General features: G+C 67.1%; 29 protein-coding genes. 20 read left to right on the forward strand and 9 right to left on the reverse strand.

Going from position 1 to position 26,054, the window contains the following annotated elements; genetic code table 11:
* Together kefC and kefF are read right to left on the reverse strand one after the other, a co-directional pair.
* Positions 1 to 1,866, reverse strand: a complete 1,866-nt coding sequence (kefC, locus tag ACSFBF_RS09765) for a glutathione-regulated potassium-efflux system protein KefC (protein ID WP_435466387.1) — start codon at positions 1,864 to 1,866, stop codon at positions 1 to 3.
* A gap of 2 nt (positions 1,867 to 1,868) precedes the next feature.
* Positions 1,869 to 2,618, reverse strand: coding sequence for a glutathione-regulated potassium-efflux system oxidoreductase KefF (gene kefF, locus ACSFBF_RS09770; protein ID WP_435466389.1), 750 nt, complete (start codon positions 2,616 to 2,618; stop codon positions 1,869 to 1,871).
* A 92-nt stretch (positions 2,619 to 2,710) separates the two neighbouring features.
* On the opposite strand from kefF, the gene ACSFBF_RS09775 reads away from it, so the two are divergent.
* Both ACSFBF_RS09775 and ACSFBF_RS09780 read left to right on the forward strand, forming a co-directional pair.
* Positions 2,711 to 3,331, forward strand: a complete 621-nt coding sequence (locus tag ACSFBF_RS09775; RefSeq protein ID WP_435466391.1) for a ParA family protein — start codon at positions 2,711 to 2,713, stop codon at positions 3,329 to 3,331.
* A 78-nt stretch (positions 3,332 to 3,409) separates the two neighbouring features.
* On the forward strand, positions 3,410 to 3,880 hold the full coding sequence (locus ACSFBF_RS09780) for a MaoC family dehydratase (RefSeq protein ID WP_093057622.1): 471 nt from the start codon (positions 3,410 to 3,412) through the stop codon (positions 3,878 to 3,880).
* 30 nt (positions 3,881 to 3,910) lie between these two features.
* On the opposite strand, the gene ACSFBF_RS09785 is transcribed toward ACSFBF_RS09780, so the two are convergent.
* From ACSFBF_RS09785 to ACSFBF_RS09795, 3 genes are all read right to left on the reverse strand, one after another.
* Positions 3,911 to 4,207 carry a DUF4148 domain-containing protein gene (locus ACSFBF_RS09785; protein WP_435466394.1) on the reverse strand — a complete coding sequence of 99 codons (297 nt, stop codon included), beginning with the start codon at positions 4,205 to 4,207 and terminating at the stop codon, positions 3,911 to 3,913.
* 139 nt (positions 4,208 to 4,346) lie between these two features.
* Positions 4,347 to 4,808, reverse strand: coding sequence for a tRNA (uridine(34)/cytosine(34)/5-carboxymethylaminomethyluridine(34)-2'-O)-methyltransferase TrmL (gene trmL, locus ACSFBF_RS09790; protein ID WP_258353038.1), 462 nt, complete (start codon positions 4,806 to 4,808; stop codon positions 4,347 to 4,349).
* 18 nt (positions 4,809 to 4,826) lie between these two features.
* Positions 4,827 to 5,570 carry a phosphoribosyltransferase family protein gene (locus tag ACSFBF_RS09795; protein ID WP_435466396.1) on the reverse strand — a complete coding sequence of 248 codons (744 nt, stop codon included), beginning with the start codon at positions 5,568 to 5,570 and terminating at the stop codon, positions 4,827 to 4,829.
* Positions 5,571 to 5,593: 23 nt separating this feature from the next.
* Between ACSFBF_RS09795 and ACSFBF_RS09800 the strand changes: the two genes are divergently transcribed.
* The 8 genes from ACSFBF_RS09800 (at position 5,594) to ACSFBF_RS09835 (ending at position 12,135) form a co-directional block, all read left to right on the forward strand.
* On the forward strand, positions 5,594 to 6,508 hold the full coding sequence (locus tag ACSFBF_RS09800) for a class I SAM-dependent methyltransferase (protein ID WP_435459215.1): 915 nt from the start codon (positions 5,594 to 5,596) through the stop codon (positions 6,506 to 6,508).
* A gap of 236 nt (positions 6,509 to 6,744) precedes the next feature.
* The gene (locus ACSFBF_RS09805; protein ID WP_093057649.1) at positions 6,745 to 7,221 is read left to right on the forward strand and encodes a DUF2244 domain-containing protein; all 477 of its coding nucleotides are present in this window, start codon (positions 6,745 to 6,747) and stop codon (positions 7,219 to 7,221) included.
* A gap of 61 nt (positions 7,222 to 7,282) precedes the next feature.
* Positions 7,283 to 8,461, forward strand: coding sequence for a cytochrome c oxidase subunit II (coxB, locus tag ACSFBF_RS09810; protein ID WP_435466398.1), 1,179 nt, complete (start codon positions 7,283 to 7,285; stop codon positions 8,459 to 8,461).
* 46 nt (positions 8,462 to 8,507) lie between these two features.
* A complete protein-coding gene (gene ctaD, locus ACSFBF_RS09815) occupies positions 8,508 to 10,148 on the forward strand; it encodes a cytochrome c oxidase subunit I (RefSeq protein ID WP_435466400.1) in 1,641 nt (546 codons plus the stop codon).
* Between the two features lie 36 nt (positions 10,149 to 10,184).
* Positions 10,185 to 10,301 carry a cytochrome oxidase small assembly protein gene (locus ACSFBF_RS09820; protein ID WP_222622010.1) on the forward strand — a complete coding sequence of 39 codons (117 nt, stop codon included), beginning with the start codon at positions 10,185 to 10,187 and terminating at the stop codon, positions 10,299 to 10,301.
* 25 nt (positions 10,302 to 10,326) lie between these two features.
* Positions 10,327 to 10,953 carry a cytochrome c oxidase assembly protein gene (locus tag ACSFBF_RS09825; RefSeq protein ID WP_435466402.1) on the forward strand — a complete coding sequence of 209 codons (627 nt, stop codon included), beginning with the start codon at positions 10,327 to 10,329 and terminating at the stop codon, positions 10,951 to 10,953.
* The gene (locus ACSFBF_RS09830) at positions 10,950 to 11,180 is read left to right on the forward strand and encodes a DUF2970 domain-containing protein (protein ID WP_435466404.1); all 231 of its coding nucleotides are present in this window, start codon (positions 10,950 to 10,952) and stop codon (positions 11,178 to 11,180) included. Before ACSFBF_RS09825 ends, ACSFBF_RS09830 begins: the two co-directional genes overlap by 4 nt.
* A gap of 73 nt (positions 11,181 to 11,253) precedes the next feature.
* A complete protein-coding gene (locus ACSFBF_RS09835) occupies positions 11,254 to 12,135 on the forward strand; it encodes a cytochrome c oxidase subunit 3 (RefSeq protein WP_435466406.1) in 882 nt (293 codons plus the stop codon).
* Positions 12,136 to 12,212: 77 nt separating this feature from the next.
* On the opposite strand, the gene ACSFBF_RS09840 is transcribed toward ACSFBF_RS09835, so the two are convergent.
* Positions 12,213 to 12,443 (reverse strand): twin transmembrane helix small protein, encoded by a 231-nt coding sequence (locus ACSFBF_RS09840; protein WP_093057631.1) that lies wholly within the window; start codon positions 12,441 to 12,443, stop codon positions 12,213 to 12,215.
* A gap of 27 nt (positions 12,444 to 12,470) precedes the next feature.
* Here ACSFBF_RS09840 and ACSFBF_RS09845 point away from each other — a divergent pair, with 27 nt between their 5' ends.
* Genes ACSFBF_RS09845 through ACSFBF_RS09870 form a run of 6 tightly spaced genes read left to right on the forward strand, consistent with a single transcriptional unit; the run spans position 12,471 to position 17,589 of the window.
* Positions 12,471 to 13,322 (forward strand): SURF1 family protein, encoded by an 852-nt coding sequence (locus ACSFBF_RS09845; protein ID WP_435466408.1) that lies wholly within the window; start codon positions 12,471 to 12,473, stop codon positions 13,320 to 13,322.
* Positions 13,309 to 13,989, forward strand: a complete 681-nt coding sequence (locus ACSFBF_RS09850) for an SCO family protein (protein ID WP_435466410.1) — start codon at positions 13,309 to 13,311, stop codon at positions 13,987 to 13,989. Before ACSFBF_RS09845 ends, ACSFBF_RS09850 begins: the two co-directional genes overlap by 14 nt.
* 8 nt (positions 13,990 to 13,997) lie before the next feature.
* Positions 13,998 to 15,221 carry a COX15/CtaA family protein gene (locus ACSFBF_RS09855; RefSeq protein WP_435466412.1) on the forward strand — a complete coding sequence of 408 codons (1,224 nt, stop codon included), beginning with the start codon at positions 13,998 to 14,000 and terminating at the stop codon, positions 15,219 to 15,221.
* Positions 15,218 to 16,123, forward strand: coding sequence for a heme o synthase (cyoE, locus tag ACSFBF_RS09860; RefSeq protein WP_435466414.1), 906 nt, complete (start codon positions 15,218 to 15,220; stop codon positions 16,121 to 16,123). The genes ACSFBF_RS09855 and cyoE overlap by 4 nt, the downstream gene beginning before the upstream one ends.
* Positions 16,124 to 16,133: 10 nt before the next feature.
* Entirely contained in the window at positions 16,134 to 16,751 is a 618-nt protein-coding gene (locus ACSFBF_RS09865) for an SCO family protein (RefSeq protein ID WP_435466416.1), read from the forward strand.
* A 16-nt stretch (positions 16,752 to 16,767) separates the two neighbouring features.
* Positions 16,768 to 17,589 (forward strand): DNA alkylation repair protein, encoded by an 822-nt coding sequence (locus ACSFBF_RS09870; protein WP_435466418.1) that lies wholly within the window; start codon positions 16,768 to 16,770, stop codon positions 17,587 to 17,589.
* A 44-nt stretch (positions 17,590 to 17,633) separates the two neighbouring features.
* On the opposite strand, the gene rpoH is transcribed toward ACSFBF_RS09870, so the two are convergent.
* Positions 17,634 to 18,575: an RNA polymerase sigma factor RpoH gene (rpoH, locus tag ACSFBF_RS09875; RefSeq protein ID WP_093059932.1), complete on the reverse strand. Its 942-nt coding sequence runs from the start codon at positions 18,573 to 18,575 to the stop codon at positions 17,634 to 17,636.
* 98 nt (positions 18,576 to 18,673) lie between these two features.
* Positions 18,674 to 19,138 (reverse strand): Mpo1 family 2-hydroxy fatty acid dioxygenase, encoded by a 465-nt coding sequence (locus tag ACSFBF_RS09880; RefSeq protein ID WP_435459220.1) that lies wholly within the window; start codon positions 19,136 to 19,138, stop codon positions 18,674 to 18,676.
* A gap of 185 nt (positions 19,139 to 19,323) precedes the next feature.
* Between ACSFBF_RS09880 and ACSFBF_RS09885 the strand changes: the two genes are divergently transcribed.
* Positions 19,324 to 20,034: a response regulator transcription factor gene (locus tag ACSFBF_RS09885; protein ID WP_435466420.1), complete on the forward strand. Its 711-nt coding sequence runs from the start codon at positions 19,324 to 19,326 to the stop codon at positions 20,032 to 20,034.
* 2 nt (positions 20,035 to 20,036) lie between these two features.
* Complete coding sequence (locus ACSFBF_RS09890) at positions 20,037 to 21,839, forward strand: ATP-binding response regulator (protein ID WP_435467396.1); 1,803 nt, start codon at positions 20,037 to 20,039, stop codon at positions 21,837 to 21,839.
* A 131-nt stretch (positions 21,840 to 21,970) separates the two neighbouring features.
* Here the strand turns inward: ACSFBF_RS09890 and ftsY are convergent, their stop codons facing one another.
* Positions 21,971 to 23,191 (reverse strand): signal recognition particle-docking protein FtsY, encoded by a 1,221-nt coding sequence (gene ftsY / locus ACSFBF_RS09895; RefSeq protein WP_435466422.1) that lies wholly within the window; start codon positions 23,189 to 23,191, stop codon positions 21,971 to 21,973.
* A 29-nt stretch (positions 23,192 to 23,220) separates the two neighbouring features.
* Here ftsY and ACSFBF_RS09900 point away from each other — a divergent pair, with 29 nt between their 5' ends.
* Together ACSFBF_RS09900 and ACSFBF_RS09905 are read left to right on the forward strand one after the other, a co-directional pair.
* Positions 23,221 to 24,660 (forward strand): M16 family metallopeptidase, encoded by a 1,440-nt coding sequence (locus ACSFBF_RS09900; RefSeq protein ID WP_435466424.1) that lies wholly within the window; start codon positions 23,221 to 23,223, stop codon positions 24,658 to 24,660.
* A gap of 17 nt (positions 24,661 to 24,677) precedes the next feature.
* Positions 24,678 to 26,054: a M16 family metallopeptidase gene (locus ACSFBF_RS09905; protein WP_435466426.1), complete on the forward strand. Its 1,377-nt coding sequence runs from the start codon at positions 24,678 to 24,680 to the stop codon at positions 26,052 to 26,054.

A 26,054-nucleotide genomic window follows, 5' to 3' on the forward strand; every position in this document is an offset into this window, starting at 1 on the left:
CTATGCGTCCGCTTCTTCTTTCGCCGCGGTCTCCTCGCCGTCGAGCCGTTCCCAGTCGCGCCCCGAGCGCCGCTGCCGCTCCTCGCGCTCGCGCGCCATCTGTTCCTCGAACTGCTGCCGGCCCGCCTTGTTGGCGGCGATCAGCTTGGCGCGGTCCTTGTAGTGCGGATAGATCTCGTCGCTGAGCTTGATGTTCCGGCGGCGAAAACGCATGGTCGATTCGCGCGCTTCATGCGCCGGCCAGCCCAGCGCTTCGAGCGTCGCACGGGCACTGCGCAGAGACGATTCGAATACCTCGCGCTCGACCTCCGTCACGCCGCGGTCGCGCAGCTGGAACAGGTGCGTCACGTTGCGCGCCCGCGCGATGATGCGGGCCTGCGGAAAGTTCTCCTTCACAAGGTCGACGATTTCGAGCGACTGCTCGATGTCGTCCACCGCCACCACGATGGCCTTGGCCGTGCCGGCGCCCGCGGTGCGCAGCAGGTCGAGCCGTGTGGCGTCGCCATAGAACACGCGAAAGCCGAACTGCCGCAGGCCTTCGACGGTGTCGGCGTCGTGATCGAGCACCGTCACGCGCAGGCCCTGCGACATCAGCATGCGCCCGACGATCTGGCCGTAACGGCCGAAGCCGCAGATCAGCACCTTGGCGTCCTGCTGCTCCGAAATTTCTTCGAGCTGCGGGCCGGTGTTGCGGCTGTAGCGCGGCAGCACGAACTTGTCGAGCAGCACCAGCAGCAGCGGCGAAAGCAGCATCGACAGCGCCACCGCGCCGATCAGTAGCGAGGTGATTTCGGGCGGCAGCACGTCGGGCCCCGCGGCCTGGAAAACCACGAACGCGAACTCACCGCCCTGCGCGAGCAGCAGCGTGAACACGGGCCGCTCCTGGTAGGCGATGCCCATCGCCTTGGCAAGCGAATAGATCACCACCAGCTTGATGACCATGAAGCCGACCACCAGCATCGCCATGACCCACGGGCTCGCGATCAGCACGCCGAAGTTGATCGACATGCCCACGGCAATGAAGAACAGGCCCAGCAGCAGGCCCTTGAAGGGCTCGATGTCGGTTTCGAGCTCGCGCCGGTATTCGCTTTCGGCCAGCAGCACGCCGGCAAGGAATGCGCCGAGCGCCATCGACAGGCCGACCAGCTGCATCAGCGCCGCGATGGCCACCACCAGCAGCAGGGCGGCGGCGGTGAAGATCTCGGGCGTGTCGCTGCGCGCGATCCAGCGCAGGATGGGGCGCAGCAGCAGCCGACCGCCGAGGATGATGCCGCCGATCACGCCGAAGATCTTCGCGGCTTCCAGCGCGCGCTCCAGCCCGGTGATCGACTGTTCGGCCGCGGTGGCGCCGGCAAGCAGCGGCAGCAGCGCGAGGATGGGGATGGCCGCCACGTCCTGGAACAGCAGGATCGAGAAGCCGGCCTGGCCGCTGGGCGTTTTCAGCAGGTTGCGTTCGCCGAACACCTGCAGCGCGATGGCGGTGGACGACAGCGCCAGCCCCAGGGCCGCCACCAGCGCCACGCGCCATTCGGCGCCCACGGCCCAGCCCACGGCGAACAACACCACGGCGCAGCTCAGCACCTGCGCGGCGCCCCAGCCGAAGATGGGGCGGCGCAGGCTCCACAGGCGCTTGGGTTCGAGCTCCAGGCCCACGAGAAACAGCATCAGCACCACGCCGAACTCGGCAAAGTGCAGCACGTCCTCGACGCTGGACACGAGCCCCAGCCCCCAGGGGCCGATGGCGATGCCGGCCACGAGGTAGCCGATGATCGAGCCGAGGCCCAGGGCCTTCGACAGTGGCACCACCAGCACGGCGGCGCCCAGGTAGATCAGGCTGCTGGTCAGCCAGGCGGGTGCGTGTTCCATGCTCAGGCCGCCTTCTTGTCGTCGTTGTCCGCGGAGGCGGTTGCGAGGCCGCGGGTCATGGCGGCCTGGAAGGCGCTGGCGGCCAGCTTGTCGGCCTCGCCGGCGTCGGCCGGCCGGTCGCTTTCGGGCACGGGGCAGGCCACGCAGGCGTCGATCTCCTCGATCTCTGGCCAGTCGGGGTAGCTGCCCAGGCGCTGGGCGAAGGTTTCGACATGCGACTTCACATCCGCCTCGCTGGCGCTGCGCGCGCCGTAGAAGATCAGCGGCGGCAGAAAGCGCATGCCGCACAGCGCGGCGGTCTGCTCGTAGGGCGGCAGGAAGGCGTCGAAGAAATAGCGGTGGTAGTTCTGCGGGTGGTAGCTCGCTTCGGGGCTGCCCGTGGTGGCGACCAGCCACAAGTCCTTGCCCTGCAGGGCCGTGCCGCCGGGGCCGTAGGCCCAGCCGTAGCTGAGCACGTCGTCGACCCAGAGTTTTTGCAGCGCGGGCATCGAGTACCACTGGATCGGGTGCACCAGCACCACGAGGCTGGCCTGGGCGAGCCGGGCCTGCTCGGCCTCGACGTCGATGGCGAAGTCGGGGTAGCTGCCGTAGAGGTCGTTCACGTCGACGCCGGGCGCGGCGCGAGCGGCGGCGAGCATGCGGCGGTTGACGCGGGAGTCGCGCCAGTGCGGGTGGGCCGCGAGCACGTAGATGCCGCTGGAATTGCCGCCGGAGTTGTCGGCGGGATTTCCCATGGATGTTGTTGTCGTCATCCCGCGAACATATCTCAGTCAGGGCCGGTGCGTCGGGCAAAAACGCGCCACCGACTACCATTCCAGCTGTCCCAGTTCTGGAGGAGAGCTTTATGCCGGTGGTTCTGGTCGCCAATCCCAAGGGTGGGGTCGGCAAGTCGACGATCGCGACGAATGTCGCGGGCTATTTTGCAAGCCGCGGCCATGCCGTGATGCTGGGCGACGTGGATCGCCAGCAGTCTTCGCGGCTCTGGCTGGGCCTGCGCCCGCCACTGGCCCGGCCCATCGCCACCTGGGAAGCCACGGGCGAGAGCACGGTGGTGCGGCCGCCGCGCGGCACCACGCACGCGGTGCTCGACACGCCGGCCGGCCTGCACGGCTGGCGCTTCAAGGAAGTGCTGGCGCTGGCCGACCGGGTGATCGTGCCGCTGCAGCCGAGCATCTTCGACATCTACGCGACGCGCGATTTCCTCGACCGGCTGATGGAGCAGCGCCGCGCCGAGAAAACGAAGATCGGCCTCGTCGGCATGCGCGTGAACGCCCGCACGCTGGCGGCCGACCGGCTCCACGAGTTCATCGCCGGGCTCGGCGTGCCGGTGATCGGCGAACTGCGCGACACGCAGAACTACGTGCAGCTCGCGGCGCGCGGGCTCACGCTGTTCGACATCGCGCCCGGCCGCGTGCAGCGCGACCTGGAGCAGTGGCAGCCGATCTGCGTGTGGCTCGACGCCTGAGCCGCCAGCCTGCTCCCGGTTTTCCCTGAGCCTGGTTGTCGCCCGCCCGACAGTCGTGCGGGCGCCCCAGACGCCAGAATGCCTCGCATGACAAAAAAGACATTCCAGACCCTTCAGGATCTTGCCGCCTGCGTCGGCCAGGAAGTCGCCGTGAGCGACTGGATCACCATCACGCAGGAGCAGGTCAACCAGTTCGCCGAGGCGACGGGCGACCACCAGTGGATCCATGTCGATATCGAACGGGCCAAGGCCGGCCCCTTCGGCGGACCGATTGCCCACGGCTTTCTCACGCTGTCGCTGCTGCCGCGCTTCTACGAGACGGCGCTTGACGTGGTCGAGTCGCGCATGGGCGTGAACTACGGCCTGAACAAGGTGCGCTTCATGTCGCCAGTGCCTGTGGGCAAGCGCCTGCGGGCCCGCATGAAGCTGCTGACCTCTGAAGCGATTGCCAACGATGGCTTTCAGATGACCTGGGAAACCACCATTGAGCTCGAAGGCGCCGCCAAGCCGGCCTGCGTGGCCGAGTCGGTGGTGCGCCGCTACCGCTGAGGAAGCGGCGGCCTTTCTTCCTCTTTCTTCTTACATCCGGCGGTCGGTCACTTCGCCGTAAGTGGCGGCGCCCTGGCGGGTGATGCTCAGCGCGCTGGCGCGCACCGCGTTGCGGTCGACGTTGCCGCTCCTGGCCTGTTGCACGCCGGTGCCGCCGTTGCTGATCTGCAGCGGCTGGCGCGCTTCGGCCTGCACTTGCGCGCGCGACAGCGTCGACTGGAACGGTGCGGGCGGCAGCGGGTTCTGTTCACCCTGGAAGGCCTGGGCGCCGCTGGCGAGGGCAAGCGTGGCGAAGGCGGCAAAGGCAATCGACTTGATGGCATTCATGGCAAGACTCCTTGGGGCAAAGCGGTGGATGGACCAGATGCCGGATCGCTTTTGCGGCCGGCATGTCTTCCATACGGCGCGTCTTGCCGATCGGATGCGCCCCTGATGCCCGAAGGGGTGGCGGCCTTGTTTCTTTCTGTCAACCGAAGCCGTTCTGCCGCCAGGCCTCGAACACTGTCACGGCCACTGCATTCGAGAGGTTCAGGCTGCGCTGCCCTTCGCGCATTGGCAGCCGCAAGCGTTGCGGCTCGGCGAAGCCGTCGCGCACGGCGGGCGGCAGGCCGCTGGTTTCCGAGCCGAACACCAGCCAGTCGCCGGGCTGGAAGCGCACGTCGTGCACGGCCCGCGTGCCGCGCGTGGTGAGGGCGAACATGCGGTCGGCGGCGGGTTGCTCGGCGGCCAGCAGGGCCTGCCAGTCGGCATGGCGCTTGACCTCGGCGTACTCGTGGTAGTCGAGCCCGGCGCGGCGCAGCAGGCGGTCGTCCATTGAAAAGCCCAGCGGCTCGACCAGGTGCAGCGTGCAGCCGGTGTTGGCTGCGAGCCGGATCACGTTGCCGGTGTTCGGCGGGATTTCGGGGTGGACCAGGACGATATGGAACATGCGCCGATTGTCGGCGGCTCAGCGCGGCGGATCGGTGCGGGCGAGCACGACGGCGGTGATGTGTGCCGCGCCGGCCAGCCGCAGCACCTCGGCCGCAGCGAACAGCGAGGCGCCGCTGGTCATCACGTCGTCGACCAGCACGAGGCGACGGCCGCGCAGCTTTTCGGCGCGCAGCGGCTCCACCGCGAAGGCGCCGCGCAGGTTGCGCAGCCGGTCGGCGCGCGAAAGGCCGCTCTGGGCGGGCGTTTCGCGGGTGCGCAGCAGCAGGGTTGCATCGGTCTTGGCGGGCGCGAGCCGCCGCGCCAGTTCGTGCGCCTGGTTGAAGCCGCGTTCGCGCAGCCGGCCGGGCGCCAGCGGCATCGGCAGCACGGTGTCGCAGGCCTCCAGAGCTGGCTCCACCCAGGGCGCACTGCGCAGCAGCGTGGCGAACGGCCCGGCCCAGCCGGCCTCGCCACGGAACTTGAATGCGGCGATGGCGTCCGGCCACGGCCACGCGTAGGTGCAGGCCGCGAGGCAGGCGTCCAGCGGCGGCGGGTGCTTCACGCAATCGCCGCAGCGGCTTACGCCTTCGGGCATGGGCAGGGCGCAGCTGCCGCATCGCGCGGTGGGCGGGGCGAAGCGGGCCACGCAGGCATCGCACACCGGGCGCGAAGGCCAGGCGCGGCAGACCGCGCACTGGCTGGGCAGCCGCGCAAGCAGCGAAGTGAAGGCCCCGAGAGGCCTCAAAGGCAGGAAAGGCCACAGGGCCCGATGGCTGAGCATCGCCTCAATATACTCACGGCCCCATGGCCACCGACCCCTCACGACGACCGCCGACCATCGATGCCACGGCGGCCGCCCGCTGGCGCCAGCTCGCGCCTGCCGACGGCTCCCCCTGGCTGCACGAAGAAATCGGCCGCCGCATGGAAGACCGGCTGCAATGGATCAAGGCCCAGCCCCGCACCTGGGCCGACTGGGCGCCGCTGCGCAGCGGCCTTGAGGCGCACGAGCTCGTCGCCCGCCGCTACAAGGACGCCGCTTCTTTCGTGATCGAACCGGAGCCCGCGCTGGCCGCCGCAACAGGCCAGGCGCTGAGCGCGCCATGGTGGAGCGCGCGCCGCTGGCAAGCCGGCAAGGCCCGCTTCGACGCACCGCCCGAAGACGGCGTCGACCTGCTCTGGGCCAACATGTCGCTGCACATGGCGGCCGACCCCGAAGCGCTCATTTCGCACTGGCACAAGCTGGTGGCGACCGACGGCTTCCTCATGTTCTCCTGCCTCGGGCCCGACACGGTACGCGAGTTGCGCGCGCTGCATGCCCGCCTCGGCTGGCCGGCCGCGGGCCACGAGTTCACCGACATGCACGACTGGGGCGACATGCTGGTGCACGCCGGCTTCGCCGAGCCCGTGATGGACATGGAGCGCATCGTGCTGACCTGGGCCACGCCCGAGGCAGCGCTCGCTGAGCTGCGCACGCTGGGCCGCAACCTGCACCCGTCGCGCTTTGCGGCGCTGCGCGGCAAGGCCTGGCACCAGTCGCTGAAGAAGGCGCTGCCTGAGCTCGCGCCGGCTGAAGAAGGCGGTGGGCGCATCGCGCTGACCTTCGAGGTCATCTATGGCCACGCGTTCAAGCCGGCGCCGCGCGTGTCGTTGTCGGCCGAAAGCGCGGTGTCGCTGCGCGAGATGCGCTCGATGCTGCAACGGGGTCGTCCGGGCGCTTGATCGTCCGTTCGATCGCCTGTTGATTGCGCGGCAAGAACGCTTGGCGCACGAGCCGTTTTTTGCCTACTAGTAGTGACCCGTAGGCGTCCCACAGGGCACTCGGGCGCAGATATCTACCCGCTACAATCCGCCGTTGCGTGAAACTCGCGGGTATTGTCCCGCGATCGAGGGGTGTCGAATCCTGTTTGTACGAGGGGTTTGGCGACCGTCGACGCACCGATTTGCTGAACTCGCCCGTGTCGAATTCCGTGTTTCGATTTGCCACCGTTTCAGGCCAGAGCATCCACTGGTTCCTGAAGCGAAATTGCTCGGTGACGCCGAGCCAGCTGGGCTGGCTCTACGCTTCGCTGTGCGTGGTATCGCTCGGCATCGGCACCCTGTTCTGGCTGCACGGTGCGCCGCTGGTACTGCCTTTTGCCTGGCTCGAACTGGCCGCTGTCGGATTTGCGTTCATGGTCTATGCACGGCATGCGACCGACGGCGAAAAGATCGCGCTGCAGGAAGGGCGGCTCGTCGTGGAGCTGGAGAACGGCGGGCACTACGAACGCACGGAATTTCTTCCGCACCAGGTGCGGATCGAACCCCAGACCGGCGATCGCTCGCTGATCGAGGTCTCGGGGCAGGGTCGATCGGTCAGGGTGGGGCGCTATGTACGCCCGGAGTTGCGTGCGGCTTTGGCCCGCGAGATTCGCATGGCGTTGCGTGGCGCCTGAGGGGGCTCGCGCAGTGCTGCACGGTTGGGTTTGTCGAAAAAATTGAAGAAACGTGAACACGATGAAGAGCATTTGGCGCAATAAGTACAGGCCGGCGAATCTGTTGCTGGCGGCCGGCGCGGCTTTCAGCAGCGCGGCGCACGCAGTCAACGATCTGCCCGGCGGCCCCTCGGTGCGCCAGCTGAATCTTCCGGTCGGTGTGACCAAGATCGCGCAGGAGCAGCATCTGCTCCACACGATCATGATGATCCTGTGCACGGTCATCTTCGTCGCCGTGTTCGCGGTCATGTTCTATTCGATCTGGAAGCACCGCAAGTCGGTCGGCCACAAGGCGGCCAACTTCCATGAGTCGGTGGTGGTCGAAGTCATCTGGACCATCGTGCCCTTCCTCATCGTGATCGTGATGGCGCTGCCCGCCACCAAGGTGCTGGTGGCCCAGAAGGACACCACCAACGCCGACCTTACGATCAAGACCACGGGCTACCAGTGGAAGTGGGGCTACGACTACCTGAACGGCGAAGGCGAGGGCCTGGCCTTCATCTCCACGCTCGACAGCTCGCAGCGCGCCATGTCCGACGCAGGCGCCAAGGGCGCGATGCCCGACGACTACCTGCTCAAGGTCGACAACCCGCTGGTGGTGCCGGTCAACAAGAAGATCCGCATCATCACCACTGCGAACGACGTGATCCACGCCTTCGCCGTGCCGCAGCTGGGCCTCAAGCAGGACGCGATCCCCGGCTTCGTGCGCGACACTTGGTTCCGCGCCGAGACCGTGGGCGACTACTACGGCCAGTGCCAGGAACTGTGCGGCAAGGAACACGCCTACATGCCCATCCACGTGAAGGTGGTCTCGTCCGCCGACTACACGACCTGGGTGGCCGCCAAGCGCAAGGAAGCTGCCGCCAAGCTCGACGACCCGACCAAGGTCTGGGCGCTGCCCGACATGCTGGTGCGAGGCGAAAAGGTTTATGCCGCCAACTGCGCAGCCTGCCACCAGGCCAACGGCAAGGGCGCGGGCCCGATCAAGCCGCTCGACGGCTCCGCGAAGGTGACCGACGCCGATCACAAGATCCAGCTGACGGTGCTGCTCACCGGCCAGAACAACGGCGCGATGCCCTCCTGGAAGCAGCTGAGCGATACCGACCTCGCGGCCGTGGCCACGTACACCAAGAACAGCTGGTCGAACAAGACGGGCCAGCTGGTGCAGCCGGCCGAAGTGCTGGCCCTGCGCGCCAAGTGATGCGGCAGCAGCGCCCCGCGACGAAGAAATTGCAAGGAACAACGAAATGAGTGCAGTCCTCGACCCCCACGGTCACGCAGTCCCCGGCGACCACGCACACGACGAGCATCACGATCACCACGCGCCCACCGGCTGGCGCCGCTGGGTGTTCGCGACCAACCACAAGGACATCGGCACGCTCTATCTGCTGTTCAGCTTTACGATGCTGATGGTGGGCGGCGTGCTTGCGCTGCTGATCCGCGCCGAGCTGTTCCAGCCCGGCCTGCAATTGGTGAACCCCGAACTGTTCAACCAGTTCACCACCATGCACGGCCTGATCATGGTGTTCGGCGCCATCATGCCGGCCTTCGTGGGCTTCGCGAACTGGATGGTCCCGCTGCAGGTGGGCGCCTCCGACATGGCCTTCGCGCGCATGAACAACTTCAGCTTCTGGCTGCTGATTCCCGCGGCGCTGATGCTGGTGGGCTCGTTCTTCATGCCCGGCGGCGCACCCGCTGCCGGCTGGACGCTGTACGCGCCGCTCACGCTGCAGATGGGCCCCTCGATGGACGCCGGCATCTTCGCGATGCACATCATGGGCGCCTCGTCGATCATGGGTTCGATCAACATCATCGTGACCATCCTCAACATGCGCGCCCCCGGCATGACGCTGATGAAGATGCCGATGTTCTGCTGGACCTGGCTCATCACCGCCTACCTGCTGATCGCCGTGATGCCCGTGCTCGCAGGCGCCATCACGATGACGCTGACCGACCGCCACTTCGGCACCAGCTTCTTCAACCCCGCCGGCGGCGGCGACCCGGTGATGTACCAGCACATCTTCTGGTTCTTCGGCCACCCCGAGGTCTACATCATGATCTTGCCGGCCTTCGGCATCATCAGCCAGGTGGTGCCGGCCTTTGCCCGCAAGCGCCTGTTCGGCTACGCCTCGATGGTGTACGCCACCTCGTCGATCGCTATCCTGTCGTTCATCGTGTGGGCGCACCACATGTTCACGACGGGCATGCCGCTCACCGGCCAGCTGTTCTTCATGTACGCGACCATGCTGATCGCGGTGCCCACGGCCGTGAAGATCTTCAACTGGATCGCCACCATGTGGCAGGGCTCGATGACCTTCGAGACACCCATGCTGTTCGCGGTCGGCTTCATCTTCGTGTTCACGATGGGCGGCTTCACCGGCCTGATCCTCGCGGTTGCACCCATCGACACGCAGCTGCAGGACACCTACTACGTGGTGGCCCACTTCCACTATGTGCTGGTGGCCGGCTCGCTGTTCGCCATGTTCTCGGGCTTCTACTACTGGGTGCCCAAGTGGACCGGCGTGATGTACAACGAAACGCGCGGCAAGGTGCACTTCTGGTGGTCGCTGATCTCGTTCAACGTGACCTTCTTCCCGATGCACTTCCTGGGCCTGGCTGGCATGCCGCGACGCTATGCCGACTATCCGATGCAGTTCGCTGACTTCAACGCCGTGGCTTCGGTCGGTGCATTCTTCTTCGGCTTCGCGCAGGTGTACTTCTTCCTCTTCATCGTGCTGCCCACCATGCGCGGCAAGGGCGAGAAGGCCACGCAGAAGCCGTGGGAAGGCGCCGAAGGCCTCGAGTGGGAAGTGCCTTCGCCGGCACCGTTCCACACCTTCGAGAACCCGCCCAAGCTCGACGCAACCGCCACCAAGGTGATCGGTTGATCGGTGGCCAGCAGCAAGCCCAGCGACCGCACGACGATGACCACGCCTGAGCAAAGAAAGAACAACCGACGCATGGGGCTCACGCTGGCCTCCATCGCGGTAATCTTCTTCATCGGTTTCATCGTCCGCATGGTCTTCTTCGGCGGTCGTTGACCGTCAACCGAACGGGAGCACACGCATGAGCCTCGGTCCACGCATCCGCCGCGCCAATGTCCGCATGGTCGGCAAGCTGGCCGTCGTGGCTTGCGGCATGTTCGCGTTCGGCTATGCGCTGGTGCCGATGTACCGCGCCATCTGCGAGATGACCGGCATCAACATCCTCGCGCTCTCCGAGCTCGAAGTGCCGGGTGGTGCCAGCGGCGGCAAGAACGTGCGCGTGCCCGACAACACGCAGGTCGACATGACCCGCACCATCACGGTCGAGTTCGACTCCAACGTGCGCGGCGGCCTCTGGGACTTCAAGCCTGCGGAGCGGACCATCCAGGTGCACCCGGGCCAGCTCAACACGGTGATGTACGAGTTCCAGAACGTGCAGAACCGCCGCATGGCCGCGCAGGCCATTCCGAGCTACGCGCCGCAGCAGGCCGCGCCGTACTTCAACAAGCTCGAGTGCTTCTGCTTCAACCAGTACACGCTGGATCCGGGCGAGAAGAAGCAGTGGCCGGTCGCGTTCGTGATCGACCCCAAGATTTCGAAAGACGTGAAGACCATCACGCTGTCGTACACCTTCTTCGAAGTGGGCGGCAAGACACCTGCGGCGCCGGTGGCGGCCGTTTCGAGCACTGCCAATGAGCCACGCTCGTGACCGATCCATCGAACCAGCCAGGGCCCCGGCCGAAGGCTTCGCTGTGGGACACGGTGAAGGCGGTGGGCTGGTCGTTTTTCGGCGTTCGCAAGAACAGCGCCTACCAGGAAGACCTGGGCAAGCTGAACCCGCTGCACATCATCGCGGTGGCGTTCGTGGCCGTGATCGTCTTCGTGGTCGCGCTGGTGCTGCTGGTGCGCCATGTGGTCGCATCGGTCGCAGCCTGATTGACGAAAAAGCATTCCGCGACAGCAAGCAGAATCCATTGAATCGAGAGAAGAAAGAAAGCCAGGAGCTGATATGAGTTCAACCACCCACGGCACCACGCCCTACTACTTCGTGCCCGGACCGTCGGCCTATCCGGTCTCGGCCGCGACCGGCCTGTTCTTCGTGATTCTGGGCGCCGCGCAATGGATCAACGGCCACGAGTGGGGCGCGTGGTCCCTGCTGGCGGGCATGCTGATCTGGCTCGGCACGCTCTTCGTGTGGTTCCGCACCGCCATCGGCGAAAGCGAGAGCGGCCAGTACGGTCACAAGGTCGACCTGTCGTTCCGCTGGAGCATGAGCTGGTTCATCTTCTCGGAAGTGATGTTCTTCGGCGCATTCTTCACCGCGCTGTGGTGGGCCCGCACCCATTCGCTGCCCGCGCTTGGTAGCCTGGACAACGCGATCCTCTGGCCCGACTTCAAGGCCGTGTGGCCCAGCGTTGCCCCAGGTGCGACCGCTTCGCCGGCCGGCATCGTCGAGCCCTTCCAGACCGTCGGCCCGTTCTGGCTGCCCACGATCAACACCGCGCTGCTGCTGAGCTCGGGCGTGACGCTCACCATTGCCCACCACGCGCTGCGTGCCGGCCACCGTGCACAAACGATCCGCTTCATGTGGCTCACCGTGCTCCTCGGCATGATTTTCCTGGGCGTGCAGGGCTACGAGTACCACCACCTGTACACCGAACTGAACCTCAAGCTCAGCTCGGGCACCTACGGTTCGACCTTCTTCATGCTGACCGGCTTCCACGGCCTGCACGTGTTCATCGGCATGCTGATGCTGCTGTTCATCACGCTGCGCCTGCGCAAGGGCCACTTCACGCCGGAGCGCCACTTCGGCTTCGAAGGTGCGGCCTGGTACTGGCACTTCGTGGACGTGGTCTGGCTCGGCCTCTACATGCTGGTTTATTGGCTTTGAGCGAAGAACCTCGCGGCATTCCAGAAAAAAGGCGCCGTAAGGCGCCTTTTTCGTGGTTCTCGTGGAACGAGCACCATCTACTTGCCGAGCGGGAGTCCGGTGGGCTGGATGTAGCCGAGTTTCCAGGCGAGCAGCATGCAGAGGAACAAAAACACCGACAGGCCGATCCGAAAGGTGAGCGCTCGCGCCATGCCGCCGCTCTTGGCGCGCCCGTTGCGCCCGTCCTTCAGCATGAAGTACAGGGCAAACGCGAGGCTCGCGAAGATGCCCAGGAACACCAGGGCGACGAAATATTTCATGACCCGCATTATCGGCCGCACGCCCCGTCCTCTCCAGTGACTCCTGAACCCCTGTATTCCGAAGACCAGCGCCGCCCGGGCCGTTTCTGGCTGATCACCATCGCTGCCGTGCTGACCGTGGCGGCCACCGTTTCGCTAGGACGCTGGCAGCTCTCGCGCGCCGCGCAGAAAGAAGCGCTGCAGGCCGACATCGACGCCCAGAAGCTCAAGCCGGCGCTGACCCAGGCCGAATTCCTGGCGCTGGAAAAAGCCTCCGACTCGCTGCACCGCCCGGTGCGCCTGCGTGGGCTCTGGCTGACGCCCCAGACCGTGTACCTCGACAACCGCCAGATGCACGGCACGCCCGGCTTCTATGTGCTGACGCCCTTCGCGCTCGAAGGCACCGAGCAGGCGGTGATGGTGCAGCGCGGCTGGATCCAGCGCAATTTCGTCGACCGCACGCAGCTGGGTGCGGTCGAGACGCCAGCCGGCATCGTCGAGGTCACGGGCCTGATCGAGCCGCCGCCGAGCCATCTGCTGGAGCTGGGCACGCCCGCACCGGCGCCCGTGCCTGCCGCCTCTGCGCCCGCCACAGCGGCCTCCGCGCCGGCTGCCCCGGCACCGGCCGCCGAAGGGTATTCGCCCATCCGGCAAAATCTCGACCTGGAGGCCTTCCGTGCCGAGACCAAACTGCCGCTGCGCACCGACGTGTCGCTGCAGCAGAGCGGACCGGCTTCCGAGGGCCTGCAGCGCGACTGGCCGGCCCCGGCGCTGGGCCTGGAGAGGCACTACGGTTACGCATTCCAGTGGTTCGGCCTGTCGGCCCTCGTCGTCATCCTCTATGTCTGGTTCCAATTCATCACACCCTTCCGCCGCTCAAGGCGCCGCGCACGCGATGGCCGCTTCTGACGAGCCGCTGGGCCTGACGGTGCATTCGATGCCGTCGCCCAACCAGGCGCTCGATGGCGCGGAGGGCCGGCGCACGGTCGTCGGGCGCTGGAAGATGATCGCCGTGATGCTGATGTGTGCGGCGCCGGTCATTGCCTCGTACTTCACCTACTACGTGATCCGGCCTGAAGGCCGCAGCGTTTACGGCGAACTGATCGATCCGCAGCACGAACTGCCGAAGCTGACTGCCACCGACCGCAACGGCGCGCCGGTCGATTTGGCCACGCTCAAGGGCCAGTGGCTGCTGGTGGTGGTGGCCGATGCGGCCTGCGACGCGCTGTGCGAGCAGCAGCTCTACCTGCAGCGCCAGTTGCGCGAGAGCCTGGGCCGCGAAAAAGACCGCATGGACCGCGTCTGGCTCGTGAGCGACGCGGCTCCCGTGCCTGAGCGCCTGAACAACGGCCTGCATGGCGCCACCGTGCTGCGCGTGCCGGCCGACCAGCTGGCCAAGTGGCTCGCGCCTGTGTCGGGCCACTCGCTGGCCGAACACCTGTACGTGGTCGATCCGATGGGCAACTGGATGATGCGTTTCCCCGCCCGAATGGACGCCGCTGGCGCCGGCCGCGCCAAGCGCGACCTCGACCGCCTGCTGCGCGCTTCGGCGTCGTGGGACGAACCTGGCCGCTGAGACCTCGCATGGACACGAGCTCGCTCTACGATCTGACGCCCATCGCCTGGCTCATGGCCGCCGGTGTGCTGATCGCGCTCGGCCCGCTGGTGTGGGTGTGGCGCCGCAACGCGGGCGCAGGCCCGGCGCGGCGACTGCATGCGCTGACCGTGCTCACGCTGTTCCTCACTTTTGACTTGACGCTGTTCGGCGCTTTCACGCGGCTCACCGATTCGGGCCTGGGCTGCCCCGACTGGCCCGGCTGCTATGGCAATGCCAGCCCGGCCGGCGCGCGCCACGAGATCGCGATGGCGCAAGCTGCCCAGCCGACCGGCCCGGTGACGCACAGCAAGGCCTGGGTCGAGATGGTCCACCGCTATCTGGCCACCGGCGTCGGCGTGCTGATCCTCACGCTCGCGGGCGCCACCTGGATCGTGCGTCGTCGCCAGCGCCGCGCGCCGCCACCATCTTCGTCGAGCGAGGGCGAACACCACGCTACGCTCAGCGCCTGGTGGCCGGCCTTCACCTTGGTCTGGGTCTGCCTGCAGGGCGCCTTCGGCGCGCTCACGGTGACGTGGAAACTCTTTCCCGCCATCGTCACGCTGCATCTGCTCGGCGCCGTGGTGCTGCTGGCGCTGCTCTGCATCCAGGCCGTGCACTACCGGCAGGCAGCGGCGCAACGGTTGCCGACGCCCGTGTCGCCTGCACTGCGCAACGGACTCATCGTGACGACCGTGCTGCTGGTGCTGCAGATCGCGCTCGGCGGCTGGGTCAGCACCAACTATGCGGTGCTGGCCTGCACGCAGTTCCCGACTTGCCAGGACAGCTGGTGGCCGGCCATGAATTTCGCGCAGGGCTTCGAGATCTGGCGCCACCTTGGCGTGACCGGCGAAGGCCAGCCGCTCGATTTTTCCGCGCTCACCGCCATCCACTACGCGCACCGGCTGATGGCCTACGCGGTGTTCGTCGCGCTCGGCGTGCTGGCGTGGCGTCTGCGCCGAATCGAGGCGCTGCGCCCGCAGGCGCGATGGCTCGCGGGCCTGGCGCTGCTTCAGCTGGCCACAGGTCTGGGCAACGTACTGCTGGGCTGGCCGCTGGCTGCGGCCGTGCTTCATACCGGCGGCGCTGCGGCGCTCGCCGTGGTGCTCACCTGGGCGCTGTGCGAGAGCCGGCGCGACCTGGCGGCACAGACCGCACGCGCCAGTGACAATGCAACCGGTCACAACAACAATCAAAGGAAGGCCACCGCGTGAGCACCCCGATCCCCGTTCAGCAAACCAGCACCGCGAACGTGCTGCGCCAGTTCTACGCGCTGACCAAGCCGCGCGTGGTGCAGCTGATCGTGTTCTGCGCGCTGATCGGCATGGTGCTGGCCGTGCCCGGCCTGCCTTCGTGGGCCGACGTGCAGCGCGCCGTGCTGGCCTGCATCGGCATCTGGCTGGTGGCGGGTGCGGCAGCGGCGTTCAATTGCCTGGTCGAGAAGGGCATCGACGCGAAGATGAAGCGCACCGCCTGGCGCCCCACGGCGCGCGGGCAGCTCAGCGATCTGCAGGCGCTGATTTTCTCGGCGCTGCTGTGCGCCGCCGGCTCGGCGCTGCTGTGGTTCACGGTCAATCCGCTCACCATGTGGCTGACCTTCGCCACCTTCGTTGGCTACGCGGTGATCTACACGGTGATCCTCAAGCCGCTGACGCCGCAGAACATCGTGATCGGCGGCGCGTCGGGCGCGATGCCACCGGTGCTGGGCTGGGCCGCGATGACGGGCGACGTGGGGCCCGAGGCGCTGATTCTTTTCCTCATCATCTTCCTGTGGACGCCGCCGCACTTCTGGGCGCTGGCGCTCTACCGCGTCGAGGACTACCGCAAGGCCGGCCTTCCGATGCTGCCCGTCACGCACGGCAACGAGTTCACGCGGCTGCAGGTGCTGCTCTACACCTTCATTTTGTTCGCGGCCTGCCTGATGCCCTTCATCTACGGCATGAGCGGCTGGCTGTACCTGGCGGTGGCCGTTGCCGTGAGCATCGGCTTCACCGGCTATGCGTTCGCGCTGTGGCGCAACTACTCCGACACGCTGGCGCGCAAGACCTTCCGCTTTTCGCTGATCCACCTGAGCGTGCTGTTCCTGGCGCTGCTCGTCGATCACTACATTCACTGACCACGTTTCCATGAACAAGCGCAACGCTCTTCGACTGATTGCCGCGGGCGCCGGCTGGGTGGGCGTGACCGCCACCCTCGGCCTGGGCCTCTCGGCCTGCAGCGAAACCAAGCAAAGCTTTACCGCGGTCGACATCACCGGTGCCGACTACGCCAAGGACTTCTCCCTGAAGGACGCGGATGGCAAGGTCCGCACCATGGCCGACTTCAAGGGCAAGGTGGTCGTGATGTTCTTCGGCTACGCGCAGTGCCCCGACGTCTGCCCCACCACCATGACCGAGATGGCGCAGGTCAAGCAGCAACTCGGCAAGGACGGCGACAAGCTGCAGGTGCTGTTCGTCACGGTCGACCCCGCGCGGGACACGGCCGAGGTGCTGAAAGCCTACATGGGCGCGTTCGACCCGAGCTTTGTCGCGCTGATCCCCACGGTCGACGAGCTGGTCGCGCTCGCGAAGGACTACAAGGTCTACTACAAGAAGGTCGACGGCAAGACGCCGACCAGCTATTCGATGGACCACTCGGCCGCCAGCTACGTCTACGACACGCAGGGCCGGCTGCGGCTCTACGCGCGCTACGGCGCGGGCGTGCCGTCGATGGTGTCCGACCTGAAGACGCTGCTGGCTTCCTGAGAAGGGTTGTGGGCACATGGACGCCGGTTCGGTCGAGCACCTGAAGGGGCGCAAGGGCGCCTTCCGTATCGCGCTGATTCCGCCCGAGGTGCTGGGTGCCCTCAACGACGGGCTGCTCGAAACCGTCAACCTCAACGAATTCATGGCGCTGGAGTTGCCCCGGCTGGCGCGCAGCGTGGCGGGGCACATCGGGCTCGATGCGCAGAGCGAACGGCTGGTAGACACGATCGCGATGCTGAGCGCCTTCAAGCCGATGCAACGGCACGGGCACATCGCGCGTGCGCTCTACGACCTGACGGCACTGCATGACGAGCGCGATGCCGTCGCGCACCGGCTGGCCATGCACGCGAGCGACGTGGCTCGCTGCTGGGCCGCGCAGTGGGTCACGCTCTCGGGCCTGCCGCTGCCGGCGCAACTGGAGGCGGTGCGCCGCTTCGCCGCCGATCCGCATTTCGGCGTGCGGGAAATCGCGTGGATGGCGGTGCGCGACGCGGTCATCGATTCGCTCGACGAAGCGCTCGCGCTGCTGCAGCCGTGGGTGTCCGATGCCAACCCCAACATCCGCCGCTTTGCCAGCGAACTCACGCGGCCGCGCGGCGTGTGGTGCGCGCAGATCGATGCGCTCAAGACCGAGCCGTGGCGCGCGCTGCCGCTGATCGAGCCGCTGCGCGCCGACCCCAGCCGCTATGTGCAGAACTCGGTGGCGAACTGGCTCAACGACGCGAGCAAGAGCCAGGGCGAGTGGGTCGACAAGCTGTGTGCGCGGTGGGTGGCGGAGTCGGACATGGCCGAAACCCGGTACATCGCCAAGCGGGCGATGCGGACGCTTTCCAAATGAAAAAAGCCCGGGAGTACCGGGCTTTTTTCTGAGGGAAGGGAGGCTTACGCGTAGTCCGCGAGCGCCTTCTTCATTTTCTTCATCGCCGCGACCTCGATCTGGCGGATGCGCTCGGCGCTCACGCCGTACACAGCGGCCAGGTCGTGCAGCGTCATGCCACCCGAGCCGTCGTCGTTCACCTTGAGCCAGCGTTCTTCCACGATGCGGCGGCTGCGGTCATCCAGTGCCTCGAGCGCGGTCGCGATGCCGTCGCTCGACAGGCGGTCGCGCTGCTGCGATTCGAGCAGGGCGGTCGGTTCTTGCGTGGCGTCGGCCAGGTAGGCGATCGGGCCGAAGGTTTCGTCACCGTCGTCCGACGGGCCCGGGTCTAGCATGACGTCGCCGCCCGACAGGCGGGTTTCCATCTCGAGCACTTCTTCAGGCTTGACGTTGAGCCGGGTCGCCATCTGCGACACCTCGTCGGGGCTCAGCGTTTCGCGGTGCGTGCCGTTGTCGGCCGCGGCCGAGTCGGCCTTGAAGCCCTGCTTCATCGAGCGCAGGTTGAAGAACAGCTTGCGCTGGGCCTTGGTCGTCGCGACCTTGACCATGCGCCAGTTCTTCAGGATGTACTCGTGGATCTCGGCCTTGATCCAGTGCATGGCGTAGCTCACGAGCCGCACGCCCTGGTCGGGGTCGAAACGCTTCACGGCCTTCATCAGGCCGACGTTGCCTTCCTGGATCAGGTCGCCGTGCGGCAGCCCGTAGCCCAGGTACTGGCGGGAAATGGAAACGACGAGGCGCAGGTGCGACAGCACGAGCGCGCCAGCGGATTCAAGATCGTTGTGGTCGCGCAGCTTGCGTGCGAAGCCCTGCTCTTCTTCGAGCGTGAGCATCGGCAGGCGGTTGGCGGCCGAAATGTAGGCATCCAGGTTGCCCAGCGGCGGAACCATCGACCATGGATTGGCGACGGCCAGCTGGTTGGCAGAGACTCCAGACAGCGTTGTCATCAGGGGAAACTCCTTTGTGTGGGCCATATTAGCACTCGGTTAGAGGGAGTGCTAAACCAAGGGTTCCCTTGAATTTCTATCGCCGGAATAGCCAGTGGCTACCAGCGCACGCCCAGCTTTAGGAAAAGCTTGGACAGCACGAACAGCGGGCCAACCCACAGATATTGGATGTCTTCGAAGAACGAAGGCTTCTTGCCTTCGATCTTGTGGCCCACGAATTGAAAGATCCAGGCCACCACAAAGATAGCGGCTGAAATCGGCAATACAAGTCCGCCCATCGCATGCACCAACGCCAGGGCCAGAGCGGTCAGCGCGAGCATGGTCAGCAGGAAGGCCGGGGCGCGCAGCAAGGCGTAGTAGACGAGGCTGGCGGCCACGAAAACATAGGCCACCCAGGGATGGAGCGCGAACAGCAGCCCGACGATGCTCAGCATGATGGCCGGGATGGCCACGAAATGGATCAGCTCGTTGGTCGGGTTGCGATGGCTCTCCTCGTAATGGGCGAGCAGGCGGTCGACCTTGCGATCGCTCGATTCCAGGGGGGCGGCGGCGGTATGCGTCATGACAAGTCTCCGTGGGCGCCGTTCGGTGCGGCGAGACTTTCGATGGTGCCCACAGAGAAGCCCGATGGCAAGCGCGCATGCGATGTGAAATTGCTATCAAAAAAGTAGCATAAAGCACTACAGCCACGGCGGCTGCCATGACTTTATGCACTGTCACCAGAAGGTTACATCGCTAAGATCGACGCGTGGCATCCTTCGACTCCCTACCCGCCCCCCTGTCACCGGCCGCGGAGACTGGCGCGCCCATCCGCACGCCCAGGGCGATCCTGGTTGTGGACGACCACGACCTGTTGCGCCTGGGCGTTTGCGCGTTGGTTCAGGCCCAGGCCACCCCATCCGGCGCGAACATCGAAGTCTTCGAGGCCGCCAACGTCGCCGACGCGCTCGCGCTGTACGAAACCCATCAGGCTTCCATCGGCCTCGTGCTGCTCGACCTGGCCCTGCCCGACACGCACGGCCTGAGCGGCGTGGCCGAGTTCCGGCTGCGCTTTCCCGCCGCGCGGATCGTGGTGCTCTCGGGCACCGGCAACAGCACGCTGGCGCAGGGCGTGCTCGCGCTGGGCGCCGCCGCCTTCCTGCCGAAGTCGGCCGACCTGAAGGAAGTGGTGAGCTTCATCCGCGCCTGCGGCCTGCTCGATCCCGGCGCGGCGGAGGTGCCGCCACCGGCCGTGCCCAAGTCGCTCACCGGCTATGCCGAATTCGCCCACGCCAGCGCCTGGCAGGAGCTCACGCCGCGGCAGATGCAGGTGCTGCAATGGGTGCTCGAAGGCAAGGCGAACAAGGAAATCGCGCAGCTCGCGAACCTGAGCGAAGGCACGGTGAAGAACCATGTCTCGACCATCCTGCTGCTGTTCGGCATGCGCTCGCGCGCCCAGTTGATCAGCACCCTGCATTGAGCGTGCAGCCCGCCGCGTCGAACGACCCGTCCGCCGACCACGCACTCGGCCAACGGGTGCTGCGGGAGCACGTTGCCTCGGTCTACAGCACCTACGGCGTCTCGACGCTGACGCACATGGCCTTCGTGGTGGTGTTCGGCAGCATCATCTATTCGCAGCTGAAGGACCCGAGCCTGCTGTTCTGGCTGGCCGGGCTGCTGATGGCCGACATCTACGTGTTCTTCACGCCGCGCTGGAATCCGTCCCGGCCCGTGCGTGAGAGCGCGTACTGGGCACGCAAGATCTCGCGCATGGTCACGCTGGTGAGCATGGTCACGGCGGTGGTGCCCTGGCTCATCGTGCCGCACGACAACCTGCCCATGACCTCGCTGCTGATGGCCGTGATCGTCGGCAGCTGCGCGCGGGCGGCGCAGTCGCTCTGGCCGCTTAAGCCGGCGCTCTTCGGCTACACGATGCCGATGTCGCTGGGCATGATTACCGCGCTGGCGTGGCAGGGCGACGGGCTGCATCTGTTCCTGGCGGCAGCCGGCGCGGCCTACCTGCTGCTGACGCTGCACGCGGGCATCGGCCAGCACAAGCTGCTGACCGCATCGCTCATGCTGCGCTTCGAGAACGAGGCGCTCGCCGCACGGCTCGGCGAGCAGATTGCCGCCACCGAGCGCGCGAGCGAAGAAAAAACCCGCTTCCTCGGCACCGCCAGCCACGATCTGCGCCAGCCGCTTCATGCCATCGCGCTGTTCGGCGCTGCGCTGGAGAACGAACTGCGCGACCGCCCCGAGGGCCGCAACGCCGAGCGCCTGATGCGCGCGGTGAATGCACTGGGCGCCTCGCTCGACACCATGCTCGACGTGTCGCGCCTCGACGCCGGGGTGATCACACCCGCACCGCAGCCGGTGCAGCTCGACGCGCTGTTCCTGCCGCTCAACCACACCTTCGCGGCGCGCGCCGAGCAGAAGCAACTGCAGCTGCGCGTGCGGGCCAGCGGCCTGTGGGTGCACAGCGACCCGCAGCTGCTGCACCGCATGCTGTCCAACCTGATCGACAACGCCCTCAAATACACAGCCCGCGGCGGCGTGACGGTGATGGCGCGCGAACGCGGCGACTCAGTGTGGATCGAGGTGCGCGACAGCGGCATCGGCATTGCGCCCGAGCAGTCGGGCCGAATCTTCGAGGAGTTCTACCAGATCAACAATCCGGGCCGCGACCGCTCGCGGGGGCTCGGCATCGGGCTGTCGATCGTGCAACGGCTGTCGCGGCTGCTCGGGCATCCGGTGCAGATGCATTCGCGGCTGGGGCGGGGCACGCACTTTCGCGTGGTGGTGCCGGCCGTCAGTGCGGCGGCGCGCGAGCTGGCCGGGGCGCTGGCGCCGGCGGCCATGACCGACGCGGCCACCGGGCCGCGCCACGGCCTGGCGCCAGTGTTGCCCGGCCGCGTGCTGCTGCTCGACGACGAACTGGAAATCCGCGAAGCCATGACGGGCCTGCTGCGCTCCCACGCCATCGACGCCCATGCCGTGGCGGACGAGGCCGGCGCCGCCGCCGCCCTGCAGCAGGCGATTGGCGAGGGCCGCCCCTTCGATCTGTTGCTGTGCGACTACCGACTGGCCGACGGCGCCGACGGGCTCGACGCGGGCCTGCGGCTCAGCCAGGGGCAGGGCATGACAACGCCGCTGCTGCTCATCACCGGCGAGACCTCGCCCGACCGGCTGCAGCGGGTTCGCGAATCGCAGGTGCCGGTGCTGTTCAAGCCGGTCGTGGCCGATTCGCTGCTGCAGGCGATGGCCGAAGTCGCCGTTGCCAGGTAAGCCCATGACTTTCGGCACTGGCGAGCAATCGCTGTGCGCACTACCTTCACCGCATTGCGTTCCCGCAAGAGAAGGAAAAGGGGAGAGGGAGAAAAAGCGAAGCGGTCCCGGCGCAAGCCGGGGCCGTTTTTTTACCCGAGCAGCGCCTGCGCGAACTCGCGGGCGTTGAAGGTCTCCAGGTCTTCGAGCTTCTCGCCCACGCCGATGAAATAGACCGGAATCGGCCGCTCGCGCGCAATGGCACACAGCACGCCGCCCTTGGCCGTGCCGTCGAGCTTGGTCACGATCAGGCCGGTGAGCCCCAGCGTCTCGTCGAAGGCCTTGACCTGCGCGAGCGCGTTCTGGCCGGTGTTGCCGTCGATCACCAGCAGCACCTCGTGCGGCGCCGTGGCGTCGGCCTTGGTGACGACGCGCTTGATCTTCTTCAGCTCGTCCATCAGGTGCAGCTGCGTCGGCAGGCGGCCGGCCGTGTCGACCAGCACCACGTCCTTGCCGCGCGCCTTGCCTGCGTTCACCGCGTCGAAACTCACGGCTGACGGGTCGCCGCCCTCGTTGCTCACGATCTCGACCGTGTTGCGGTCGGCCCAGACCAGCAGCTGCTCGCGCGCCGCCGCGCGGAAGGTGTCGGCCGCGGCCAGCAGCACCGAGGCGCCTTCGGTGGCCAGGTGCTTGGTGAGCTTGCCGATGGAGGTGGTCTTGCCCGCGCCGTTGACGCCGGCCACCATGATGACGGTGGGCGTGAACTGGCCGATGACCAGCGGCTTCTCAAGCGGCTTGAGCAGGTCGGCCACCGCCTCGGCCAGCAAAACCTTGACCTGCGCGGCGTCGGTGGCCATCTGGCGCTTGACGCGGCCGCGCAGGTCGTCGAGCAGGTACTCGGTCGCCTTGACGCCGGTGTCGGCCATCAGCAGGGCGGACTCGAGCTCTTCGTAAAGCGCGTCGTCGATCTGCGCGTTGACGAACACGGCCTGGATGCCGGTGCCGGTCTTGCGCAGGCCGGTCTTGAGCTTGTCGAACCAGCTCTTGCGCTCGGTGGCGACGGCGGCCTCGGCAGGAACCGGCGCGGGAGCAGGGGCCGGAACGGGCGGTGGAACGAATGCGGGGGTTGGTGCCGGTGTCTCCACCGGGGCCGGGGCTGCGATGGGTGCAGGCGCCGGGGAAGGTGCGGGTGCAGGCGATGCGGGAGGCGGTGAAGTCTCTTCGGCCGCCGGCTTCGAGCCGAACCAGCTCGAAGGCGAGAACACCGAACGCGCCGGCGCGGCCTCGGGGGCAGGTGCCGGTGCGGCCGGCGGGGTGGGTGCCGGCGTATCGGGGGTTTCGGCAGGCGGTTTTTTCTTGAAGAAACTGAACATCAGGAGCTTTTTACAATCCGACCCATTCTATGAAACACCTCCCGCCACGCCGTGCTGCGTCTGGTGCGGTGCTGGCGATGGCGCTTCTGGCGCCATGGGCCATGCCTGCACAGGCCCAAAGCAATCCATCTTCCGCCGCCGCAGCCGCGGCGCCCGGCCCCCAGCAATTCACGCTTGCCAACGGCATGACGCTGATCGTCCAGCCCGATCGGCGCTCGCCCACTGCGGTGCAGATGGTCTGGGTCCGCGTCGGCTCCATCGACGAAGTCGACGGCACCTCCGGTGTGGCACATGCGCTCGAACACATGATGTTCAAGGGCACCAAGGACATCAAGCCCGGCGAGTTCTCGCGCCGCGTGGCGGCCCTTGGCGGCCAGGAAAACGCCTTCACCACCCGCGACTACACCGGCTATTACCAGCAGATTCCGGTCGGTAGCCTCGAACAGGTGATGAAGCTCGAATCCGACCGCTTCGCCAACAACCAGTGGCCCGACGACGAGTTCAAGCGCGAGATCGAGGTGGTCAAGGAAGAGCGCCGCCTGCGCACCGAAGACCAGCCGCGCGCCCTGCTCGGCGAACAGCAGAACGCCGCCGTCTTCACCGCCTCGCCCTACCACCGCCCCGTGGTCGGCTGGATGAGCGACCTCGACGCGATGACGCCCGAGGACGCACGCGCCTTCTTCAAGCGCTGGTACGTGCCCGCCAACGCCGTGCTCGTGGTGGCCGGCGATGTAGACGTGGCCCAGGTGCGCGCCATGGCCGAGAAGTACTACGGCCGCATCCCTTCGAGCGCCGTGCCTGCGCGCAAGCCGCGCACCGAGCCGGCGCAGCGCGGCATCCGCCGCATCGAACTGAAGGCGCCGGCCGAGCAAGCCTACGTGTCGTTGGCCTTCCGCGTGCCGCAGCTCGCCAGCATCGACGACGCGAACAGCGACGCCTGGGCGCTGGTGGTGTTGTCCGCCGTGCTAGACGGCTACGCCGGTGCGCGGCTCGACCGCGCGCTCACCCAGGGCCCCGATCGTGTCGCCGATTCGGCCGGCGCCTATTCGGGCTTCATGGGCCGCGGCCCGCAGCTCTTCGTGCTCGACGGCGTGCCGGCTGCAGGCAAGAGCGCCGAGGTGGTCGAGGCCGCCTTGCGCGCCCAGTTGGCGCGCGTCGCCAAAGAGGGCGTGGGCGAAGCCGAACTGGCCCGCGTCAAGACCCAGTGGGTGGCGAGCGAAACCTACAAGCGCGACTCGGTGATGGCGCAGGCGCGCGAGCTCGGCAGCAACTGGGTCCAGGGCCTGCCGCTCAATGCCAGCGAGCGCATCGTCGCCCGGCTGCAGTCCGTCACGGCCGCCCAGGTGCAGGCCGTGGCCGCCAAGTACTTCGGTGACGACCAGCTCACGGTCGCCACGCTGCGCCCCCTGCCGCCCGAAGCCAAGCCCCGTGGCCGCGGCTTCGCGGCGCCCGCAGGCGAAATGCGCTGAAAGACAGGTCCCGTTCCATGAAAACTCTCAAGAAGATCGCCCAGTGCGCCCTGCTCGCAGGCGTCACCGCCATCGTGAGCATCACCAGCGCGCAGGCCGCGCTGCCCATCCAGCAGTGGACGCTGGCCAACGGCGCAAAAATCTACCTCGTGTCGACCAACGCGCTGCCGATCGTCGACGTGCAGATCGACTTCGACGCCGGCAGCCGCCGCGACCCCGCACCACAGGCTGGCCTGGCCAGCACCACCGCGACCATGGTCGAGAAGGGCGTGCGCGCCGGCAAGAGCGGCGAACCGGCACTCGACCAGAACGCCCTGGGCGAAGCCTGGGCCGATCTGGGCGCCAGCTTCGACGTGAGCGCCGGCACCGACCGCACCAGCTATTCGCTGCGCACGCTGTCCGATCCTGCCTTGCTGAACAAGGCGGTTGCGCTCGCGTCGCGCGAGATCGGCGAGCCGGCCTTCCCCGACGACGTGTGGCAGCGCGAACGCGAACGCATCAACGCGGCCATCAAGGAAGCCAACACCAAGCCCGCGACCGTTGCCGGCCGTGCATTCGCGCAAGCCGTGTACGGCGTGCACCCCTACGGCCAGGAAGTGACGGAAGAGACGCTCGCGCGCGTCGACACCGCCGCCATGCGCCAGCGCTACCAGCAGCTCATCGTGCCGTGCCGCGCCAAGCTCAGCATCGTGGGCGCCGTCACGCGTGCCGAGGCCGAGACGATCGCGACCACGCTGCTGTCGCGCCTGCCTGGCCCTGAGGCTTGCACGCCGCTGCCTGCCGTTGCACCGGTGGCCGCGCTCACTGCGCCGAAGAACGAGCGCATTGCGTTCGACTCGGCGCAGGCCCACGTCTTCATCGGCCAGCCCGGCTATCCGCGCAAGGATCCGGACCACTTCGCGCTCACGCTCGGCAACTACGTGCTCGGCGGCGGCGGGTTCGTCTCGCGCCTGATGAACGAAGTGCGCGAGAAGCGCGGCCTGACCTACAGCATCTACAGCGGCTTCGCGCCGGGGCTCGAAGCAGGCGCTTTCCGCGTCGGCTTCCAGACCAGGCCCGACCAGGCCGAAGAGGCGGTGAAGATGTCGCGCGAAGTGCTCGCCAAGTTCGTGGCCGAAGGCCCGACCGCCAGCGAGTTGAAAGCCGCGAAGGACAACCTGATCGGCGGCTTTCCGCTGCTGCTGGACAGCAACCGCAAGCTGATCGGCAACGTTGCCAACATCGCCTGGCACGACCTGCCGCTGGACTACCTCGACACCTGGACCGCGCGCATGAACGCGGTCACGGCCGCCGATGTCAAGGCGGCCTTCCAGCGCAAGCTGCAGCCTGAGCGCATGGTGACGGTGGTGGTGGGCGGCAAGGAAGCCAAGACGACCGCCAAGGCGCAGCCCTGA

Origin of the sequence: Variovorax nivicola (genome assembly GCF_051216475.1) — a bacterium.
GTDB lineage: Bacteria > Pseudomonadota > Gammaproteobacteria > Burkholderiales > Burkholderiaceae_C > Variovorax.